Below are 20,986 nucleotides of genomic sequence, written 5' to 3'. Positions count from 1 at the left end.
GTGCCGTCGCCGCGTCCGGCGAGGCGGCGGGCGAGGCCGCGGGCGAGGGCCCGGGCCTCGGCGCGGCCGGTCTCGCTCAGGGACACGCCCGGCATGCGCCCGCACAGGATCCGCCCGAGCCGGTCGTGGCTGCCGTGGCGGACGAGGAAGACCTGCCTCATCCGGGACTCCGGCCCGGCGCGGCGCCGAACTCGCGCCCCGCTCGCGCGCCTCTCCCTCCAGCGACTGCGGGGACGGGAGCGGCGCGTGTCAGGTCCGGACCGCTCCCCATCACACGCCCTCGCCCGCCGCGAAGCGCAGGGTCCGCTCCCGCGCCTCCGCGTCGGTGAACTGCCGGGGCGGCGACTTCATGAAGTAGCTCGACGGACCCTCGAGCGCCCCGCCGAGGCCCCGGTCGAGGGCGAGGCGGGCGCAGCGCACCGCGTCGATCACGATGCCGGCGGAGTTCGGCGAATCCCACACTTCGAGCTTCAGCTCGATGTTGAGCGGCACGCCGCCGAAGGCCGTGCCCTCCAGCCGGATATGCGCCCATTTCCGGTCGGTCAGCCACGGAACGTGGTCGCTCGGGCCGACATGGATGTCGCCCGGCGCCAGGGCCCTGTCGAGCTGGCTCGTCACCGCCCGGGTCTTCGAGAGCTTCTTCGATTCCAGCCGCTCGCGCTCCAGCATGTTCAGGAAGTCGGCGTTGCCGCCGAAATTGAGCTGGTAGGTCCGGTCGAGCCGCACGCCGCGCTCGCGCAGGAGATTGGCCAGCACCCGGTGCACGATGGTGGCCCCGACCTGGCTCTTGATGTCGTCCCCGACGATCGGCAGCCCCCGGGCAGCGAAGCGCTCCGCCCATTCCGGGTTCGACGCGATGAAGACCGGGATGCAGTTCACGAAGGCGCAGCCGGCCTGCAGGGCGCAGTCCGCGTAGAACTCCGTGGCCGCCTGCGAGCCCACCGGCAGGTAGGAGACGAGCACCTGCGTGCCGGTGCGCCGCAGCTCCGCGACCACGTCGGCCACCGGCTCCGGCGATTCCGCGACCACGCCCTCGAGGTAGCGGCCGATCCCGTCCAGCGTCGGCCCGCGCCGCACCGTGACGCCGGTCGCCGGCACCGCGGCGAAGACCTGCGTGTTGTTGGGCTCGGCCAGGATCGCCGCGGCGAGGTCGCGGCCGACCTTGGCGGCGGCGACGTCGAAGGCCGCGACGACCGCGATGTCGCGCACCCGGTAGCCGCCGAGGTCCGGCGACATCAGGCCGGGCACGGCCTCGCCGGGCGCCGCGTCGCGGTAATGGTGCAGCCCCTGCACGAAGGACGAGGCGCAGTTGCCGATCCCGACGAGGCCGACGCGGATGGGGGCGGCGTCCATCAGCGCCTCGACCGCCCGGGGCGTGGCTCAGCCGGCGACAACGGCGCGCTCCTCGATCGCGGGCCGCGCCCGGCGCGGGGCGATCTCGCGGGAGAACCACGCGATGGTCGCCTCCAGGCCCTCCTCCAGGGGCACCCGGGGCGACCAGCCGAGCAGGGTCTCGGCGCGGGTGATGTCCGGACGGCGGCGCTGGGGATCGTCCACCGGCAGCGGCCGGCGCACGATCCGGGACGGGGTCTCGGTCATCCGCACCACGAGGTCGACCAGCGCGCCGACCGTCAGCTCGCGCGGGTTGCCGAGGTTGACCGGCCCGTCGAGGGGCGTCTCCGCCGCCATCAGCCGGAGGAGCCCGTCCACCAGGTCGCTGACGTAGCAGAAGGAGCGGGTCTGCTCGCCGTTGCCGTAGACGGTGATGTCGTCGCCCGCGAGCGCCTGGCAGATCACGTTGGAGACGACCCGGCCGTCGTCGGCGCGCATCCGCGGCCCGTAGGTGTTGAAGATCCGCGCCACCCGGATGTCGAGGCCGTGCTGGCGCTCGAAATCGAAGGTCAGGGTCTCGGCGGAGCGCTTGCCCTCGTCGTAGCAGGCCCGCGGCCCGGTCGGGTTGACGTTGCCCCAGTAGGATTCCTGCTGCGGGTGCCGCTCCGGATCGCCGTAGACCTCGCTGGTGGAGGCCTGGAGGAAGCGCGCGCCCCCGTCCCGGGCGAATTCCAGGAGCCGGCCGGTGCCCAGCACGCTGGTCATCATCGTGTGGACCGGGTCGGCCTGGTAATGCGGCGGCGAGGCCGCGCAGGCGAGATTGAACACCCAGTCGACCCGCGGCAGCGCCGGCAGCGGCTCGGTCACGTCCGCCTCGACGAAGTCGAAGCGCGCATCGTTGGCGAGATGCGCGAGATTCGCCCGCCGCCCGGTCAGCAGGCTGTCGACACAGGTGACGCGCGCCCCGTCGGCGAGGAGCGCGTCGATCAGATGCGAGCCGATGAACCCGGCGCCGCCGGCGACGAGGACTCGGATGCCGCTCCTGGTTCCCACCATCATTCTCCCGAGTGCCTAGTGACCGATGATCGCGAGATCGGGCGCGCCGGAACGCGCGGATTCGGAACCCGCGGGTTCGGGCCGCGCGCGCGCGTCGCCGAGGAAACGTTCGAGCTCTTCGGCGCGGGCGGCGGCGGTGTGCCGCGCGAGGATCGCCGCGCGGGCGGCCGCGCCGAGGCTCCGCCGCGCCGCCTCGGAGCGCCCGCGCAGGATGGCGAGAACGGCGTCCGGGCCGTCGGGGAGCAGGATCTCGCCCTCCGGCACGAGCAGCGTGTCGAGCCCGTCCCAGGTGTCGGAGATCACCGGCGTGCCGCAGGCGCCCGCCTCGAACAGGCGCACGCTCGGGCTCCAGCCGGCCCGGACCATGTCGGCGCGGGTGACGTTCAGGGTGTAGCGGCTCGAAGCGTAGAAATCCGGGTGCCGGTCGGGCGGCAGGTGCTCGATCCGCTCCACGTTGGCGGGCCAGTCGATGCCGCCCGGGTATTGCGGTCCGGCGACCGCGAAGCGCAGCTCCGGGGCACGGCGGGCCGGCTCGATCAGCAGGCGCTCCAGCGTGGGCTGACGGTCCGGGCTGTAGGTCCCGAGATAGCTGAGATCGTAGCGCGCCGGACGGTCGAGGGCCGGGTAGGCCTCCGGATCGACCGAGCAGTAGAGGGCCCTGGCGGCGGGCGCGCCGTAGGCCCGCTCCAGGCGCCGCAGGGTCGGGCCGCCCGTGAAGGACAGGTAGAGGTCGTAATCGCGGATCTGCCCGGCCGCGAGGTAGGCGCAGGTGCCGGCCTCCAGGGCCGCCAGGGTCACCGGCGTGTCGATGTCGTAGAAGGCGCGCGCCCCCCGCGCCCATTCGAGCACCCGGGCGCCGGCCGCGATGCCGTCGGGCACGTAGGAGCCGACGATCACGGCATCGGCCGCCGCGATGGCGGCGCGGTGCTGTTCGAGCCCGTCGAGGTCGGCGTAGAGGGCAAGGTCGCAGAAATCGGGATCGGGCAGGTCGCGGTGCTGGGCGTACCAGGGCACGTCGCGCTCCAGGAACAGAACGTCGTGGCCGCGGCCCGCGAAGGCCTTGAGCAGCGCCCGGTAGGTGGTCGCGTGACCGTTCCCCCAGGACGAGGACAGGCTGAGCCCCAGGACGACGAGGCGCATCGGGGCCGCGCTCACGCGACGCTCCGCTGGACGCCGCCGGCTTCCACCTTCCGGGCTGCCTCCGCCCGCAGGATCGCGTCGACCTCCACGGCCCGCCGCGCGTAGGTGTGCTCGGCCACGATCCGGCGGCGGGCGGCCTCGCCGACGGCGCGGGCCCGCTCCGGCGTGAGGGCCGCGACGTGGTCGGCGACGTCGCGGCCGTCCCGGGCGACCAGCACCTCGCTCCCTTCGTCGAGGAACAGGCCGAGGCCCTCCCAGGCGTCGGTGATCAGGCAGGCGCCGGCGCCGGCCGCCTCGAACACCCGGGTGGCCGGGGAGAAGCCCACCGCCGCCATGCTGTCGCGGGCGATGTTCAGGACGGCGAGCGGCGTCGTGTTGAAGGCGTTGTGCTCGCGCGTGTAGACGTGGCCGAGATGCCGGACATTGAGCGGCAGGCCGCGGCTCTCCCAGCCGTTGCCGCCGATCAGGAAGCTCCGCTCCGGCAGGCGGGCCGCGGCCGCGAGGAAGAACTTCTCGACCCGCGCCTCGCGATCCGGCAGGCGGTTGCCCAGGAAGGCGAGGTCGGCCGCGAAGCGCGGCTCCGGCGGCACCGGGAAATGGGTCTCCGGGTCGAGCGCGTTGTAGATCGGGATGCAGGCCCGGGCCCCGAAGCCCTCGTAGGCCGCGACCACCGGCGGGCCGCCCCCGTAGGTCAGCACGAGGTCGAGGTCGGGCAGGGCGCGGCGCAGGGCGTGATCGGGGTCGGCGCGCATCTCGGCGAGCGTCGCCGGGGCGTCCACGTCCCAGAAGATCCGCACCGCCTCGGGGCGGGACGCCGCGATGACGCCGTGGAGGAGCTCGTCGTCGAACACGCCGACGCCGCTCGCCTTCACCACCACGTCGGCCTGCGCCGCCTCGGCGATGACCGCGCGCGCCGCCTCGACGGTCGCCGGGTAGACCTTGACCGCTGCGTAGGGCGGGGGCTCGATGTCCCGGTGCTGCTGCCGGTCGAAAGCATCGGGCTCGTAGAACGTGATCGTGTGGCCGTGCCGGGCCAGGGCGGCGAGCATCCCCCGGTAGTAGGTCGCGGCGCCGTTCCAGTAGGACGACAGAAGGGAGGAGCCGTAGAAGGCGATCTTCACGCGGTGGCCTCCAGGGTGGCGGGCGCCCGCAGGCTCGCGGCGACGGACAGAAGTTCCTCGGCCCGGTGCGCGCAGGTGTGGCGCGCCCGGATCGTGGCGAGGCCGGAGGCGGCGAGCGCGGTCCGCAGGCCGGCATCCGATTGCAGGGCGCGCAGGTGGCTCTCCATCTCGGCGCCATTGCGGGCCACGAGGTAGTCCCGGCCCGGCCGGAACAGCCCTTCCGCGTCGTCCCAGGGCGCGCAGACCAGAGGGATGCCGCAGGCGAGCGCCTCGAACACCCGGATCGTCGGGATGCCGGGCAGGCGCTCGACATAGAAGCGCCGGGGCACGTGCACCGTCGCCAGATGGCGGGCGAACAGGTCCGGCGCCGCGGCGTTCGCCGCCCAGCCGTGATAGCGGGCACCGTAGCGCCGGAGCGTCGCGAGCCCCGCCTCGGGATAGCGCACGCCGTAGATGTCGAGGGGCAGGCCGACCTGCGCGGCCGGGCGGAACAGGTAGGTCTCGAGCTCCGCGCTGCGCTCGTCGTCGCCCCAGTTGCCGATCCAGATCAGCCCGGTGCGCGTGCCCTCCTCGGCGGGCGGGTGGAACTGCCGCGTGTCGGCGGCCTCGTGCCAGACGAAGGCGCGGCGTCCCCAGCCCCTCGCCCGGTAGACGGCGGCCAGGGTCTCGCCGAAGGCGAGCACGCCGTCGTAGCCGGACAGGTCGAAGCGCTCCATCTCCGCCGGGGCGCTCACCGCCCGGTGATGGGTGTCGTGGAACAGGAGCGTGTAGCGCGCGCCGCGGCGCCGGGCGGCACCCAGGGCCGCCACCAGGGCCGGCTCGCTCCACTCGTGGACCAGCACGAGGTCGCTGTCGGACACGCGCTCGACCACCGCGTCGATGGCGGCGTAGCGGTCGGAGGCCAGTTCCGGATAGGCGGTCCGGTAGGCGTCGAGACCGGCCGCGCCGTGGTCGCGCAGCAGGTTCGCGAGGCTCCAGGCGCCCTCCGGCTCGTAGGCCCGGACGCTGTGGCCGCGCGCCATCAGTTCGCGCAGGACGCCGCGCAGGAAATGCGCGTTGCCGTGGTTCCAGCACGAAGCCAGGGAGTGGGTGAAGTAGGCGATCCTCATGCGGCGGCTCCGCCGAGCCGGGCCGGGGCCGTGTCGAGGAGGCCGCGCAGCACCCCGAGCACGCTGATCGATCCCGACGACGTCGCCGATGTCTGGACCGAGATCCGGCGGGCGGTCGAGTCCGGCACCCCCTACGCGGCCGAGTTCCGGGTCGGCCGGCGCTGGCTCTACGCGCGCGGCCGGACGCTCTCCAGCGCCGACGGCCAGCCGCAGCGCATGGTCGGCCTCCACCTCGACATCACCGAGCGCAAGGCGGTCGAGGCGGCCCTGCGCACCGCCACGCGGGACGCCCGCCAGCGCGTGCGCCCGGGTGGGGGCGAGGAGGGCGTCGGCGGCGCGGCAGCCCCGGCCGGTGAGGTCGTGGCGCCACGCGAGGTCGGCCGGGAGCGGCCCGGTCTCGACCGCGTCCCACCACGTCGCAACGCAGGAATGGCACACGGCCGCCACCGGCACGGGGAAATCCGCGAGCGCCATGGCGGGGCTGTGCAGGTGGACGAGATCGGCGCGCAGGGTCCGGGCGAGCTCGGCGAGCGCCCGCGCGGCGCCCAGCACGGCGTCGGGCGTCTCGGCGGTCCAGTCCAGGGGCAGTCCGGTGGCGCGGATGCGCGCGCCCGTGACCCCTTGAGCCGCCGCGATCCGCGCCTCGGACGGCGCCGGACCCAGCACCGCGATGGTCACGGCCAAGCCCCGCCGGACTAGGCCGGCCGCGAGATCGAGGCTGTACTGCCAGACGCCACCCACCGCGTCCGCGCTCATCAGGACGTGCGGCGCGGTCCGGGAGGGGCTCAGCAGCACCCGCATGCGGCCTCCAGCTCGGACAGCGGCAGGGGACGCTCGTCCTGGATCTCGCTGAACTGCGTGAACTGGCCGAGATAGTGCGCGTGCGCCCGCTCCCAGGCGCGGTCGTCCGGCTCGCCCCAGAGGCGTCGGTAATCGGGGGAGCTCGGATACGGGTAGAGCGGGACGGGATCGTTCGCCCAGACGCCCTGGCCGCGCAGGCGGTCGCGCCACGTGGCCACGAGGTCGGGATCGTCGCCCGCCACGGCGATGAGGTTCGCCTGCACGAACGGCACCGTGCGGCGGGCGTGGATCAGGCGCTCGGCGAGATCGTCGGTCGAGGCGCGGCAGCGCTTGTCGAGGGCGGCGCGCCCTTCCTCCGTCAGGCTCTCGATCCCGGCCTCGATGGAGACGCAGCCCGCGGCCCCGAGGAGGTCGAGCATGTCGGGCTTCCACAGGTCGATCCGGGTCTGGATCCCGAAGCGGATGTCCCGCGTGACCAGCGCCTCCAGAAGCGGCTTCTGCGGCAGGAAGATCTCGTCGACGAAGTAGACGTAGGTGACGCCCTGCGCGATCAGCCCGTCGATCTCGTCGAGGACGATCCCGAGATCCCGGCGCCGGTAGGCGTCGCGGAAGTCGATCTTGGCGCAGAACGAGCAGGTGTAAGGGCAGCCGCGGGAGGCCTCGACCTCCGCGCCCGGGCCGTCCGGCGCGGCGTCGAACCGGTGGTGATGGTGCCGGTGACGGGCGATCCAGTGATCCGGCCAGCGCAGGGCCGGCAGGTCGGTGAAGCGGCCGGCATGGGGCGCGCCGGTGACCTCAATGGCCTCGCCGTCGCGGTAGGCGAGGGCGGGCACGGCCCGCAGGCTCTCGGGTCGCAGGTCGCCGAGACCGGCGAGCCGGGCGACGACCTCCTCGCACTCGCCGCGCACGACGATGTCGCAGCCGAGCTTGTCGAGCGCCGGCCGCGGGGTGGCCGAGCCGTGGGGGCCGACCGCCACGGTCGTCCCGCCCCGGCCCGCCAGGGTGTCGAGGAAGGCGCGCGGCACCCGCAGCTCCGGGGGGGCGCAGCGCCAGAACAGGTAGGTGGGGGCGGTCGCCACCACCGTCATGGCGGGGGCGAAGGCCGCGACGCGGTCGGCGGCGGTCTCGGCGCTCAGCCCCTCGAGATGCGCGTCCACGAGCAGCGTCTCGTGGCCGGACGCCGCCAGCAGCGCGGCGGAGTAGCCGAGTTCGAGCGGCAGGTGCGGCTCGCGGCAGCCGAAATAGATGCTGTTGCGGTAGTCCCAGGGCGGGTTGACCAGGGCGACTCTCATGCGGCGGCTCCCGCGATCGGTGCCGCGCCGTCCGACGGTGCGCGCGCGGCGGCGAGCCAGCCGGCGAGGTCGGCGACACCGTCGCGCCAGCCCGTGAAGGGGGCGAGGCCGAGCCGCGCGACGGCCCGGCACGTGTCCGAGACGTAGTAGCGCTGATCGCCCGGGCGCCAGGCCTGGAAGCTGCGCGAGACGGGGCGCCCCAGCAGGGTGCCGACATGGTCGAGGAGCTGCAGCAGGCTCACGGCGTTCCCGGGGCCGCCGCCGATGTTGAAGGCGCGGCCCGCCGCGTCGTCGATGCGGGCGAGCGCCGCCCGGTAGACCGCCACCACGTCGCGCACGTGCAGGATGTCGCGCACCTGTCGGCCGTCGCCGTAGAGCGTGACCGGCTCGCCGGCGAGCGCCCGGATCAGGAAGTGGGCGACCCAGCCCTGGTCCTCGTTGCCCATCTGGCGCGGGCCGTAGATGCAGCTCATCCGCATCACCGCCGCCGGGATGCCGAAGCTGCGGGCGTAGTCGAGGACGTACTGGTCCGCCGCCCCCTTGGAGCAGCCGTAGGGCGTGTGGAAGTCGAGGGGCCGGGTCTCGCCGATGCCGCGCCGGCGCAGCTCCGGATCGGCCGGCAGATAGGCGTCGCCGACCGCCTCCAGGGCGATGTCGGGCAGGTCGCCGTAGACCTTGTTGGTCGAGGCGTAGAGCAGGGGCACCGGCCGCGCCTGCGCCCGCAGGGCCTCCAGCAGGTTCACGGTGCCGAGGAGGTTGATCTCCATGTCGGTCCGCGGGGCGACGAGGCTCGTCGTCACCGCCACCTGGGCGGCGAAGTGGAACACCGCGCCGGCCTCCGCCACCGCGCGGCCGAGCTCCTGGATGTCGCGGATGTCGGCGACGATCGGGACGATCCGGGCGCCGTGGCGCTGCCGCAGCCACGCGAGATTGGCCTCGACGCCGGGGCGCGAGAGGATGTCGTAGACGATCACCGCGTGGCCGTCGGCCGCGAGACTGTCGGACAGGTTGGCACCGATGAACCCGGCGCCGCCGGTGACGAGGATCGGCCGGCCGCTCACGCGACGAGACCGCGCGCTTCGAGCTCGCGCCGCGCCTCGGCGACGCGGTCGATGGCCTGCTGCTCGGCCACCCAGGCGGCGAGCTCGGCGAGTCCCTCGGCGAAGTCGCGGCGCGGCGCGTAGCCGAGCTCCCGCCGGATCTTGCCGATATCGGCGATGCAGTGGCGGATGTCGCCGAGCCGCGCCTGGCCGGTCACCTCCGGCTCGATCCCGTCGCGCCCCATGGCGTGGGCGAGCAGCCGGGCGACCTCGCTGACCGTGCGGTCCTCACCGCTGCCGACATTGTAGACCTGCCCGGCGGCGGCCGGGTGCTCCAGGGCCAGCGCGAAGGCCTGGGCGACATCCTCCACGTGGACGAAGTCGCGCCGCTGCGCGCCGTCCTCGAAGATCATCGGCGGCTGGCCGTTGTGGAGGCGCGCCGCGAAGATCGCCAGCACGCCGGTATAGGGATTCGAGAGGGCCTGGCCCGGCCCGTAGGCGTTCCACAGGCGGAGCGCGACGCCCTCCATCCCGTAGGCGGGGGCGAGCGTCAGCGTCAGGCGCTCCTGCATGTACTTGGTCAGGGCGTAGACGGAGGCCAGGGCCGGGCGCTTCGTTTCCGGGGTCGGGATCGGCCGCATGGGCTGCCCGTGCCCGTCGAGCGGGTCCCAGGGCTCCCCGGGCCGGCGCGGGCGGCGCACCACCTCCTCGGCGGTCGACCCGTCGGAGGTGCGGTAGAGCCCCTCGCCGTAGATGCTCATGGAGGAGGCCACCACCACGCGCTTCACCGGCGCGTCGATGAGCTGCTGGAACAGCACCGCCGTGCCGCAATCGTTGACCGAGACGTAGCGCTCGACCGCGTACATGCTCTGGCCGACGCCGACCTCGGCGGCGAGGTGCACGACCCGGTCGATGCCCGACAGGGCGCGCGCCACCGCCGCACCGTCGCGGACGTCGCCCGCCTGGAACTCGACCTCCGACGGCAGCGCCTCGGCGCCGCTCTTGCCGCCGTGGACCTGCTCGATCAGGCTGTCGAGCACCCGCACGCGGTAGCCGCGGCGCAGCAATTCGGCGGAGAGATGGCGACCGATGAAGCCGGCGCCACCGGTAATGAGCACGGATTCCGGCACGAGGCGTGGAAACTCCCCTGCAAGGACTTAAAGCTATGTAGATCGGGAATCCCGTCCCGATGAAATAACTCAGGTTAAGAGCCGGATTTGTGTGCCGGAAAGCGGGGCTATAACGGCGAAGACGAGAAAATACGGCCGCTTACTTATCGACAACAACGGATCATCGGGCAGCAGTCGATCCGCGCCGGTTGCCAGTATGCGCGGCCCCGGGGGCGCCGATCAGCGCCCTATTCCTCCAGCAAACCCGCGCCGGCTGTACTGGCCGAGGATCACCGGCACCGTGCGGCCACATGGCGCCGCGGTCCCGTCGCGGGATCCGCGGGATCCGTTGCCACGCGCGGGCCCCGGCATCCCGCTCTCCGGTCGCGGGTGAACCGGGCCGGCCGGGCGACGGGGAAGATCGCCGCAGGGGATTATTGTCTTAGGCGCCGGGTCCGTCAGCCCCCGAAGGCGCGGGGCGGCGGGCCGGTCACGCCGACGTCGAGTTCGAACAGCGCGCCGGCCTCCTTCACGTGCTCGGCTCCCCGCGACGCCGAGGTGACGAAGAGCCGGTCGAGGCCGGGCCCCGCGAAGGCGCAGCTCGTGATGTTGGGGGCGGGCAGGGGGATCGCGCGCATCAGGCGCCCCGCGGGATCGAAGCGGCTGAGCCGGCCGCCGCCCCAATGGGCGATCCACAGGCAGCCCTCGTCATCCGTGGTCATGCCGTCGGGCCAGCCCCAATCGTCGGGGAAGCGCAGGAAGGGCCGCTTGCCGGTCAGCGCCCCGTCCGCCGCGAGATCGAAGGCGTAGACCGTCCGGGCGGCGCTGTCGCTGTGATAGAGGATCCGGCCGGCGCGGCTGAAGGTCGGCCCGTTGGCGACGCCGTAGCTGGTATCCATCCGCCGCCACGTCAGGTCCGGGTCGAGCCGGTGCAGGGAGCCCGACACCGCGGTCTCGGCCTGATGCATGCTCCCGGCCCAGATGCGGCCGGCGCCGTCGACCTTGGCGTCGTTCAGGCGATTGTCCGGATCGTCGGGCTCGGGGTCGCCGATCGGGACGAGGCGATCGGCCTCCAGGTCGTAGATCGCGAAGCCGCTCTTCAGCCCGACGATGAAGTCGCGCCGGCCGGCGCGGGGGATGATCCAGCCGAGCGGCTCCGGGAACGGCCGCGCGCCGGTCGCGCCGTCGGCGAGGTCGAGCCAGTTCAGGGCCGGGGCCTCGATATCGACCCAGAACAAGAGGCCCCGCTCGGGGACCCAGACCGGGCCCTCGCCGAGCCGGTCGCGCCGGGGCCGGTCCAGGATGCGGATCCGCGGGTCCATCGGGGTCCTCCGATCTGGCCGATTCTCAGGCGCCGGCCGGCCGCGCTGCGGCACCGGTCCGGCAGCCCCAGAGCGCGTAGAACAGGACGTAGAGCTCGCAGGCGGCGGTGATCAGGAAGGAGTGCTGCAGCCCGAACCGGTCCGCCGCCCAGCCCTGCACCACCACCAGCGACCCGCCCGCGATCGCCATGATCAGCAGCCCGGCGCCCTCCTCGGTGAGCGGGCCGAGGCCGCGGATCCCCAGGGTGAAGATCGTCGGGAACATGATCGCGTGGAACAGGCCGACCGCGATCAGCGCCCACATCGCGAAGTGGCCGGTCGCGAAGGCCGCCACCAGCATCACCGCGCAAGCGCCGATCGCCGCGCCGGCCAGCACGGTCTCGGCCGGGCGCCGCTGCATCAGGTAGCTGCCGACAAAGCGGCCGACCATCATGCCGCCCCAGAGCAGGAACAGGTAACGCGAGGCCTGGGCGTGGGTCAGGTCGCCGATCTCGGGCTGCGAGACGAAGTTGATGAACAGGTTCGACACCCCGATCTCGGCGATCAGGTAGATGAAGATCGCCGGCACGCCGAGCACGAGGTTGCGGTGGCGCCAGAGCGACAGGCCGGCGCGGTCGGCCCCGGCGGCCCGGGCCGTGGCGCCGCTGGCACCGCCGATGGCGGGCAGCGGGAAGCGGGCGATGGCCACGGCGAGTACGACGAGGATCACCGCCACGATCAGGTAAGGCAGCTGCACCGACTGCGCGTCGGCCAGGCGCTCGGCCGGGGTCAGGGTGGCCCCGGCCGCGGCGTTGCCCGAGGCGGAGCGGCCGAGGATCAGGTAGCCGCCGAACAGCGGCGCCAGGGTCGTCCCGAGGGAGTTGAACGCCTGCACGAGGTTGAGCCGCGCCGGGGCGCTCTCGGCCGGGCCGACCACCGCGACGTAGGGATTCGCGGCGACCTGCAGCAGGGTGATGCCGCTGGCGATCACGAACAGCGCCGTGAGCGTGATCGCGTACGAGACCTGGTGGGAGGCCAGGATCATCCCGAGCGTGCCCAGCGCCATGATACCCAGCCCCGTCACCAGGGCGCGCTGGTAGCCGACCCGCTCGATCAGCTTGGCCGCCGGGATCGAGGCGACGAAGTAGGCGACGAACCAGACGGACTCGATCAGCGTGGTCTGCGTGTAATCGAGGTCGAACACGCTGCGCAGGTGCGGCAGCAGCGTGTTGTTGATGACCGTGATGAAGCCCCACATGAAGAACAGGCTCGCCAGCAGCGACAGGGCCGGGCGGTAGCCGCCCCGGTCGCGCGCGGCCCCCGCCCCCGTCCGGGGCGCCGCCGTTCCGGCGGTCGCGATCGGTCCTGCCATCCGGCGCCGTCCTCCGTCTTCCGGGCCGCAATGTCGGCGTCCCATGTTGTCCATTTTATTTGTCTGAGTATATATCGGGTTCGCGGACGTCAACCGCGCGCGCCGTCGCGGGCCAGCGCAGGACCGGCGGGACGGGCGGAGTCACGAGGGGGGAGAACGCGATGCGTGGAGTGGGATCCCTGGCGCTGTGCGCCTGCGCGGCCATACCGGGCCTGACCCCGGCACCGGCCCTGGCGGCCGAGCTGACCCGGACGGTGTTCGGCACGCTGCCGGACGGAAGGACGGTCGAGGAGGTGACGCTGAGGAACGGCAAGGGCATCACGGCGCGGATCCTGTCGTGGGGGGCGCTCCTACGGACCCTCGACGTGCCGGACCGGTCCGGCAAGGCCGCCGACGTGGTGCTCGGCTACAACGACCTCTCCGCCTACCTGAGCAAGGGCAGCTATTTCGGCGCGAGCGTCGGGCGCTACGCCAACCGCATCCGCGCCGGGCGCTTCACCCTCGACGGGCAGACCTACGCGCTGGCCACCAACGACGGTCCGAACGCCCTGCACGGGGGCACGGCCGGGTTCGACAAGCGGCTCTGGACGATCACTGCGGTCAAGGGCGGCGCGTCCCCGTCGGTCACCCTGCGCTACGTCAGCCCGGACGGCGAGGAGGGCTATCCCGGCACGCTGACGGCGACCGCCACCTACACGCTGGACGACACGAACACGCTCACGGTCACCTACGAGGCCACCACCGACAGGCCGACCATCGTCAACCTGACCAACCACAGCTTCTTCAACCTCGCGGGCGAGGGCTCGGGCCGCTCGATCCTCGACCAGACCCTGACCATCCCGGCGGAGCGCTTCACGCCGGTCGACGCCACCCTGATCCCGACCGGCGAGCACCTGCCGGTGGCCGGCACGCCCTTCGACTTCCGCGAGCCCGCGGTGATCGGCGCGCGGATCCGCGACGGACGGGACGTGCAGATCGTGCGCGGGCGCGGCTACGACCACAACTGGGTGTTGGCCGACGCGCCCACGGCCGAGCCCCACTCCGTGGCGCGCGTCGAGGACCCGGAATCGGGCCGCGTCCTCGACGTGGCGAGCAACCAGCCCGGGATCCAGTTCTATGCCGGCAACTTCCTCAACGCGACCGTGGTGGGCAAATCCGGCCTCGCCTACCGGCAGTCGGACGCCCTGGCCCTGGAGCCGGAACTCTTCCCCGACACGCCGAACCAGCCGGCCTTCGGCTCGGCCCGGCTCGACCCGGGCAAGACCTACCGGAACGTGATCACCTACCGCTTCTCGACCAGCCCCGCCCACCGGACCCAGAAATGACCGACCGACCGATTGCACGGCCCCTGCGCTCGCGCGCCTGGTTCGACAACCCCGACAATATCGACATGACGGCGCTCTACCTGGAGCGCTACCTGAACTTCGGCCTCAGCCTGGAGGAGCTGCGCTCGGGCAAGCCGATCATCGGCATCGCCCAGACCGGCTCGGACCTGTCCCCGTGCAATCGCCACCACCTCGTCCTCGCGGAGCGGATCCGCGAGGGCATCCGCGAGGCGGGCGGGATCGTCCTGGAATTCCCCGTCCACCCGATCCAGGAGACCGGCAAGCGGCCGACCGCGGGCCTCGACCGCAACCTCGCCTATCTGGGCCTCGTGGAGCTGCTCTACGGCTACCCGCTGGACGGGGTCGTGCTGACCACGGGCTGCGACAAGACCACCCCGGCCTGCCTGATGGCGGCCGCCACCGTGAACATCCCGGCCATCGCCCTGTCGGTGGGGCCGATGCTCAACGGCTGGTTCAAGGGCCAGCGCACGGGCTCCGGCACGATCGTCTGGAAGGCCCGCGAGATGCTGGCGGCCGGCGAGATCGACCACGACGGCTTCATCAAGCTGGTGACCTCGTCGGCGCCCTCGACCGGCTTCTGCAACACGATGGGCACCGCCACCACGATGAACACCCTCGCCGAGGCCCTGGGCATGATGCTGCCCGGCACGGCCGCGATCCCGGCGCCCTACCGCGACCGGCAGGAGGCCGCCTACCAGACCGGCAAGCGCGTCGTCGCCATGGTGGCCGAGGACCTGAAGCCCTCCGACATCCTGACCCGCGACGCCTTCCTCAACGCCATCGCGGTCAATTCCGCGATCGGCGGCTCGACCAACGCGCCGATCCACCTCGCGGCGATCGCCCGCCACATGGGGGTCGAGCTGGACATCGCCGACTGGCAGACCCACGGGCTCGACGTGCCGCTCCTCGTCAACCTGCAGCCGGCGGGCGCCTATCTCGGCGAGGATTACTACCGCGCCGGGAGCCTCCCGGCGGTCGTGGCGCAGCTCATGCGCCGCGGCCTGATCCGCGAGGGCGCGCTGACGGTGAACGGCCGCACCCTCGGCGAGAATTGCCGCGGCGCGACGATCGAGGACGAGGACGTGATCCGGCCGATCGACCGGCCCCTGAAGGAGGCCGCGGGCTTCCTGGTCCTGCGCGGCAACCTGTTCGAGGCCGCGGTGATGAAGACCAGCGTCATCGGCGAGGAGTTTCGCGGCCGCTACCTGTCGAACCCGGAGGATCCGGACGCCTTCGAGGGTCCGGTAGTGGTGTTCGACGGGCCGGAGGATTACCACGCCCGGATCGACGACCCGAGCCTCGGCATCACCGAGGAGACCCTCCTGGTCATGCGCGGGGCCGGGCCCGTGGGCTATCCGGGGGCCGCCGAAGTGGTGAACATGCGCCCGCCCGCGCAGCTGATCCGGGCCGGCGTGCACGCGCTGCCCTGCCTGGGCGACGGGCGCCAATCCGGCACCTCCGGCTCGCCGTCGATCCTCAACGCCTCGCCCGAGGCGGCGGCCGGCGGCGGCCTCGCGCTCCTGCGCACCGGCGACCGGGTGCGGATCGACCTGCGCCGCGGCACCGCCGACATGCTGGTCGACGCGGACGAGATCGCCCGCCGCCGCAGCGCCCTGGAGGCGGCGGGCGGCTACGCCTATCCGGCCTCGCAGACGCCCTGGCAGGCGATGCAGCGCGCCGCGGTGGGGCAGATGCACACCGGCGCCATCCTGGAGGGCGCCGAGGCGTTCCAGCGCATCGCGCAGACGCGGGGCGTGCCGCGCGACAACCACTGACACGGGACGCGGGCCGGCGGCGCCCCGCCACCGGCCCCGTCAGGGCCGCAGCGCCAGCTCGGTGTCGGCGAGGGCGAGGCGGACCAGCTCGGTCATCGTCGCGCGGGCGGCGGCCGGGTCGCCCGCCACGATCGCGTCGTACAGGGCGCGGTGATCCGGCATCGGGTCCCGGGGCAGGGCCTGGCGGCGGTGCTTGAAGATCGTCGTCCACGTGACCGCGGCGGCGATGGAGCTCGACAGGGCCATCAGCGCCCCGTTGCGGGCCGCTTCCAGGATCGTGTTGTGGAAGGCCTGATCGGCGGCCCGCCCGGCCTCGGTGGCGAGGCCGTGGCGGCCCATCTCCTCCAGGGCGTGGCCCATCCGGGCGATGTCGAGGCCCGAGCGCCGCTCGGCCGCGAGCGCGGCCGCGGCCGGCTCCACGATCATGCGCAGCTCGAACAGGTCGCGGATGAAGGACTCGCTCGGCTCCGACTCGAAGGCCCAGGCGAGGATGTCGGGATCGAGCAGGTTCCAGCGGCTGCGCTGGCTGACGCGGGTGCCGGTGCGCGGGCGGCTCTCGACGAGCCCCTTGGCGCTCAGGATGCGGATCGCCTCGCGATAGGCTGTGCGCGAGACGTTTAATTTCTCCGAGAATTCGATCTCGCCGGGCAGCACGTCCCCGGGGGCGTAGCGGCCGCCGAGGATCGCCACGCCCAGATCGCGGGCGACCGAGCCGTGGATGCGGCGCGACCCCGAGGCCAGGGGCAGCGTGATGTTCTCCGGGCTGCGCTCCTGCCTCACCGCGTCCACCTCCGGTCCGGGCCACCGGGTCGGGGCAGGAACGGCGCGATCGTATCCTGAAGTTGTAGGAGCGGAAAGGGGAACACCCGCCGCAGCTGAGGCACGGCCGCGCTTGCGGCCGGAGACGAACTGCTCTAGCTTATTTGTATGAGTAGTCATCCGCCAGGGTCCGTCACGGTCCGCGGCAGCGCCCTGATCGGCGCTGCTGAGGTGACCGCGGCCGAGGTCTTCCGGGCCGTCGATCCCGCCGCCGGCGCGGCCCTGGAGCCGGCGATCTCGGCCGCGGGCCCTGCGGAGGTCGCGGCCGCCGACGTGGCGGAGGTCACCCGAAGCCTCGACCCACTCGGCGGCCAGTTCACCGCGACGCTGCATCTCGGCCGCGCGGACGAGCATCCCGCCGCCGGGCCCGTGCCGCTGCGGGTCCACGAGGCTGGCCGGATCCTGGCGAACGGCTGGCCGACCGGCATGAAGGTCGCCCCGGCGCCGGTGCATGGCGGCCCGCTCCCGGCGACCTCGGACGATCGCAGCAGCTCGGCCGGCACACCGGCGACCGAGCGGTTCCCCCACCCGGCCCGCTACCGGGACCTGCCCGACGCACGCCTGCCGCCGCTGCGCCCGGCCAATCCCTTGCGTCCCGCGCGCCGGATCGACGGCGTTCTCGCCCCGCAACCTGGCCGCTGACGGGCCGCCGCGCGACCCTCGATGGCCGCGCGTTCATGACGCCCCGAAGCGGACGTCCCCGGGAGGACACAGATGGGACAATCACTCCTACAATTCCGCGCCGCCGACGGGGAGCGGGGCGTCGCGCTGCTCGCCGCCGGCCGGGCGCGGCGGGTACTCGGCGCGGACAGCGTGCTGGCGCTGGCGCGCGAGGCGCTCGCGGCGGGGGACGACCTGGCCGGGACGGCGGAGCGGGCGGGGCTCGGCGCGCCCGTCGATCTCGACGCGGTCCGGCTGCTGCTGCCCATCGACCACGCTGATCCCGCCCACCTGATGCTGAGCGGCACCGGCCTCACGCATCTCGGCTCCGCGGAGGGCCGCGACGCGATGCACCGCGCGGCGGCGGCCGACCCGGCCCCGACCGATTCGATGCGCATGTTCCGGATGGGCGTCGCGGGCGGCAAGCCGGCACCGGGCGAAGACGGCGTGCAGCCCGAATGGTTCTACAAGGGCGACGGCTCCTGCTTGGTCGCCTCCGGCGAGCCGCTGGTCTCGCCGGCCTTCGCCCGCGACGGCGGCGAGGAGCCGGAGATCGCCGGGATCTACCTGATCGACGCCGACGGGACCCCGGTGCGCCTCGGCTTCGCCCTGGCGAACGAGTTCTCCGACCACGTGACCGAGCGCGGCAATTACCTGTGGCTCGCGCATTCCAAGCTCCGCCCGGCCGCCCTCGGCCCGGAGCTCTGGCTCGGGGCCCTGCCGCCGGACGTGCGCGGGACCAGCCGCATCCTGCGCGGCGGCGCCGTGCTCTGGGAGAAGCCGTTCCTCTCCGGGGAGGCCAACATGTCCCACAGCATCGACAACCTGGAGCGGCACCACTTCAAGTACGCGCCGTTCCGGCGCCCCGGCGACGTGCACGTCCACTTCTTCGGGACCGCGACCCTGTCGTTCAGCGACGGCGTCGCGACCCGGCCGGGCGACGTGTTCGAGATCGAGGCCGCGCCGTTCACGCGGCCCCTGCGCAACCCGCTGGCGGCGGCTCCGGCCGCCGACGCGACCGTGCGGGTGCTCTGACCATGGCGGAGCCGATCCGCATCGGCCTGGTGGGGATCGGCAAGATCGCCCGCGACCAGCATCTGCCGGTCATCGCCGCCTCGCCAGATTACAGCCTCGTGGCGGTGGCGAGCCGGCACGGCGGCCTCGACGGGGTGCCGAGCTACGCCACCCTGGAGGCGATGCTGGCGGCGCACGTCGACCTCGACGCCGTCGCCCTGTGCCAGCCGCCTCAGGCGCGGTTCGCGGCGGCCCTGGCGGGGATCGCGGCGGGCCGCCACGTCTTTCTCGAGAAGCCCCCGGGGGCGACGCTGGCCGAGGTCGGGCTCCTCGCCGCGGCCGCGCGGGACCGGGGCGTGAGCCTGTTCGCGAGCTGGCACTCCCGCTGCGCGCCGGGGGTGGAGCCCGCACGCCGGTGGCTGTCGGGCCGGCGGATCCGGTCGGTGGAGATCGCGTGGCTGGAGGATGTCCGGCACTGGCACCCAGGCCAGGACTGGATCTGGGATGCCGGCGGGATGGGCGTGTTCGATCCGGGGATCAACGCCCTGTCGATCGCCACCCACATCCTGCCGCCGTTCTTCCTGACCGGCGCGACCCTGTCGGTGCCGGAGAACCGGCAGGCGCCGATCGCCGCCGACCTGCACTTCGCGGATGCCGCCGGCACTCCGATCCGCGCCCGGTTCGACTGGCGCCAGGCCGGGCCGCAGACCTGGGATATCCGCGTCGAGACCGACGACGGTCCCCTGGTCCTGTCGCGGGGCGGGGCCGCCCTGTCGATCGCCGGCCGCGACCAGCCGCTCCCGCCCGAGGCGGAGTACCGCGGCCTCTACGACCGCTTCGCCGCCCTGGTCCGCTCCGGCGCCAGCGACGTCGACCTGAATCCGCTGATCCACGCCGCCGACGCCTTCATGCGCGGCGAGCGCCGCACGGTGGAGGCCTTCACGGACTGACCGAACCGGACTGCCCGGGCGGGCCCCTGCGGAACACGAACGCGACAGAGCCAGGCAAGGCCGCGCGGTTAAGGGGGAGCACACATGGGAAAGCATTGGCGGTGGGCCGCGCTCGCATTCTGCGCCGCGACGGTCACGGTAGGCGCGCGCCCGGCGGGCGCGCAGGTCGAAGCGACGGCTCCGGACGGGGGACCGCCCCTTGTGAATCCGGGACCGAAGGCGAGCCCGGCGCAGAAGGCGACGTATCGGGCGAACCGCGCCCGGCGGCGGGTCATCCGGGAGGCGCGGAGCTTCTCGGGCGCCAGCAGCGCCGCGGCCAGCCTCGACGTGCAGGGCAGCAGCGCGACGCCGCCCAGCCTGCCGCCGGGCACCCTCGATCTGGGCAACGGGATCAGCATGATCCTGAACTACACGGGCGAGTTCGCCGCCAACCCGTCCGGCGGCATCCGGCAGGGATCGGCCTATGCGGGCCAGATCGCGTTCGGCCTCGACGCCGATCTCGCCCGCCTCGCCGGCATCGACGGCGGCTCGGTCCACACGATCGTCACCCAGCGCCACGGCCGGAGCCTGGCCCAGGATGACATCGGCTTCAACGGCAGCGTGCAGGAGATCTACGGCGGCGGCCAGACCGCCCATCTGACGCTGCTGTCCTACGAGCAGAAGCTGTTCGACAACCGGCTCGACATCGAGGTGGGCCGCCTGCTCGCCAACCCCAACTTCCTGGCTTCGCCGCTCTACTGCAACTTCCAGAACAACGCGACCTGCGGCGCGCCCAAGTCCATCTTCAAGCTGACGAACTTCACCTACTGGCCGATCGCCACCTGGGGCGGCCACGCCAAGGCCTGGGTCAACGACAAGGTATTCCTGCACGCCGGCATCTACGAGGTGAACCCGCGCGACCAGCTGCCGACCCGGAACGGCATCGACTGGTCGACCAGCGGCGCCACCGGATTCCTGGTGCCGGTGGAGGTCGGCTACTCGACCAATTTCGGCAACGATCCGCTGCCGCGCAACTACAGCATCGGCGCCGTCTTCGACCGGTCGGACTACAAGGATCCCGTGCTCGACCAGCGGGGCGGGGCCCAGGTCTTCAGCGGTCTCGATCCGCTGACCCGGTTCGGGCGCTCGGCGGTCTACGCGCGCTTCGACCAGATGGTCTGGCGGCCGGACCCGAGCGGCGTCCAGGGCCTGTCTGTGTTCGGCGTCGTGATCGGCGGCACCGGCGGCCGGCAGACCCAGGATTACTTCCTGGAGGGCGGCGCCGTGCTGACCGGCACCTTCCCGGGTCGGCCCTACGACACCCTCGGCCTCGTCTTCGCCATGGAGAAGCTCTCGCCGCTGGGCACGGCCAACATCCGGGCGGCGCGCGCGTCGCTGGGGCTCGGCACCCGGAACGTCGAGTCCCTGCAGACCATCCTGGAGCTGAGCTACGGCATCCAGCTCACCCCGGCGGTGCGGCTGATGCCGAACCTGCAATACGTGATCGACCCGGACCAGACCCGCTTCCCGTTCCGCCCGAAGCCGATCCCGGATGCCTTCGTGATCGGCGCGAAACTGTCGGTGGACCTGTTCACCCTGGCGGGCCTCGCGAAGGGGCCGGGCAGCCAGTGACGCGCCGACCACCCCGGCGTCCGCGCCCTGCGCGCGTCGCGTTCCCCGGGAACCGGGCGCCGGGGAGGGGCATCCTGCAACCGTGAGACGCGGGGCGCGACCGCCGGCGGCGTTTCGCGCCCCGCGCGCCATCGTGTA

General features: G+C 73.1%; 18 protein-coding genes and 1 pseudogene. 6 read left to right on the top strand and 13 right to left on the bottom strand.

Annotated features, from left to right (window positions below; translation table 11 throughout):
• The 12 genes and pseudogenes from MOTC310_RS10030 to MOTC310_RS09975 all read right to left on the bottom strand — a co-directional run.
• The coding region (locus MOTC310_RS10030) for a phosphoglycerate mutase family protein (protein WP_331301661.1) at positions 1-161 on the bottom strand (161 nt) is incomplete at its 3' end.
• 109 nt (positions 162-270) lie between these two features.
• Positions 271-1,353 (bottom strand): inositol-3-phosphate synthase, encoded by a 1,083-nt coding sequence (locus MOTC310_RS10025; protein WP_331301659.1) that lies wholly within the window; start codon positions 1,351-1,353, stop codon positions 271-273.
• A 27-nt stretch (positions 1,354-1,380) separates the two neighbouring features.
• Positions 1,381-2,388 (bottom strand): UDP-glucuronic acid decarboxylase family protein, encoded by a 1,008-nt coding sequence (locus tag MOTC310_RS10020; RefSeq protein WP_331291486.1) that lies wholly within the window; start codon positions 2,386-2,388, stop codon positions 1,381-1,383.
• Between the two features lie 15 nt (positions 2,389-2,403).
• A complete protein-coding gene (locus MOTC310_RS10015; RefSeq protein ID WP_331301658.1) occupies positions 2,404-3,543 on the bottom strand; it encodes a CgeB family protein in 1,140 nt (379 codons plus the stop codon).
• Positions 3,540-4,649 (bottom strand): CgeB family protein, encoded by a 1,110-nt coding sequence (locus MOTC310_RS10010; RefSeq protein WP_331291434.1) that lies wholly within the window; start codon positions 4,647-4,649, stop codon positions 3,540-3,542. The genes MOTC310_RS10015 and MOTC310_RS10010 overlap by 4 nt, the downstream gene beginning before the upstream one ends.
• On the bottom strand, positions 4,646-5,758 hold the full coding sequence (locus MOTC310_RS10005; protein ID WP_331301660.1) for a CgeB family protein: 1,113 nt from the start codon (positions 5,756-5,758) through the stop codon (positions 4,646-4,648). The genes MOTC310_RS10010 and MOTC310_RS10005 overlap by 4 nt, the downstream gene beginning before the upstream one ends.
• Positions 5,759-6,079: 321 nt before the next feature.
• Positions 6,080-6,514 (bottom strand): annotated as a pseudogene (locus MOTC310_RS10000) (glycosyltransferase); the annotation flags it as partial.
• A gap of 29 nt (positions 6,515-6,543) precedes the next feature.
• A complete protein-coding gene (locus MOTC310_RS09995; protein ID WP_331301657.1) occupies positions 6,544-7,851 on the bottom strand; it encodes a TIGR04295 family B12-binding domain-containing radical SAM protein in 1,308 nt (435 codons plus the stop codon).
• Positions 7,848-8,912 carry an SDR family NAD(P)-dependent oxidoreductase gene (locus MOTC310_RS09990; RefSeq protein WP_331301656.1) on the bottom strand — a complete coding sequence of 355 codons (1,065 nt, stop codon included), beginning with the start codon at positions 8,910-8,912 and terminating at the stop codon, positions 7,848-7,850. The genes MOTC310_RS09995 and MOTC310_RS09990 overlap by 4 nt, the downstream gene beginning before the upstream one ends.
• A complete protein-coding gene (locus MOTC310_RS09985; RefSeq protein ID WP_331291440.1) occupies positions 8,909-10,021 on the bottom strand; it encodes an NAD-dependent epimerase/dehydratase family protein in 1,113 nt (370 codons plus the stop codon). The genes MOTC310_RS09990 and MOTC310_RS09985 overlap by 4 nt, the downstream gene beginning before the upstream one ends.
• 437 nt (positions 10,022-10,458) lie before the next feature.
• Positions 10,459-11,322, bottom strand: a complete 864-nt coding sequence (locus MOTC310_RS09980; RefSeq protein ID WP_331301655.1) for an SMP-30/gluconolactonase/LRE family protein — start codon at positions 11,320-11,322, stop codon at positions 10,459-10,461.
• A gap of 25 nt (positions 11,323-11,347) precedes the next feature.
• Complete coding sequence (locus tag MOTC310_RS09975; RefSeq protein WP_331301654.1) at positions 11,348-12,673, bottom strand: sugar MFS transporter; 1,326 nt, start codon at positions 12,671-12,673, stop codon at positions 11,348-11,350.
• Between the two features lie 161 nt (positions 12,674-12,834).
• Here MOTC310_RS09975 and MOTC310_RS09970 point away from each other — a divergent pair, with 161 nt between their 5' ends.
• Both MOTC310_RS09970 and MOTC310_RS09965 read left to right on the top strand, forming a co-directional pair.
• Positions 12,835-13,998 (top strand): aldose epimerase family protein, encoded by a 1,164-nt coding sequence (locus MOTC310_RS09970; protein WP_331301653.1) that lies wholly within the window; start codon positions 12,835-12,837, stop codon positions 13,996-13,998.
• A complete protein-coding gene (locus MOTC310_RS09965) occupies positions 13,995-15,794 on the top strand; it encodes an IlvD/Edd family dehydratase (protein WP_331301652.1) in 1,800 nt (599 codons plus the stop codon). The genes MOTC310_RS09970 and MOTC310_RS09965 overlap by 4 nt, the downstream gene beginning before the upstream one ends.
• A gap of 39 nt (positions 15,795-15,833) precedes the next feature.
• Here MOTC310_RS09965 and MOTC310_RS09960 read toward each other — a convergent pair whose 3' ends face one another.
• Entirely contained in the window at positions 15,834-16,583 is a 750-nt protein-coding gene (locus MOTC310_RS09960) for a FadR/GntR family transcriptional regulator (protein ID WP_331301651.1), read from the bottom strand.
• Positions 16,584-16,721: 138 nt separating this feature from the next.
• Between MOTC310_RS09960 and MOTC310_RS09955 the strand changes: the two genes are divergently transcribed.
• The 4 genes from MOTC310_RS09955 (at position 16,722) to MOTC310_RS09940 (ending at position 20,848) form a co-directional block, all read left to right on the top strand.
• Positions 16,722-17,255 (top strand): hypothetical protein, encoded by a 534-nt coding sequence (locus tag MOTC310_RS09955; RefSeq protein WP_331301650.1) that lies wholly within the window; start codon positions 16,722-16,724, stop codon positions 17,253-17,255.
• A 72-nt stretch (positions 17,256-17,327) separates the two neighbouring features.
• A complete protein-coding gene (araD1, locus tag MOTC310_RS09950) occupies positions 17,328-18,308 on the top strand; it encodes an AraD1 family protein (protein WP_331301649.1) in 981 nt (326 codons plus the stop codon).
• Positions 18,309-18,310: 2 nt separating this feature from the next.
• Entirely contained in the window at positions 18,311-19,237 is a 927-nt protein-coding gene (locus MOTC310_RS09945; RefSeq protein WP_331301648.1) for a Gfo/Idh/MocA family protein, read from the top strand.
• An 84-nt stretch (positions 19,238-19,321) separates the two neighbouring features.
• Entirely contained in the window at positions 19,322-20,848 is a 1,527-nt protein-coding gene (locus MOTC310_RS09940; RefSeq protein ID WP_331301647.1) for a carbohydrate porin, read from the top strand.
• Positions 20,849-20,986: the final 138 nt, after the last annotated feature.

The sequence above is a fragment of the Methylobacterium oryzae genome (genome assembly GCF_036441375.1).
Classification (GTDB): Bacteria; Pseudomonadota; Alphaproteobacteria; order Rhizobiales; family Beijerinckiaceae; genus Methylobacterium; species Methylobacterium oryzae_A.
The sequence above is the reverse complement of the archived record's forward strand: the minus strand, read 5'-3'. Positions and strand labels throughout refer to the sequence as shown.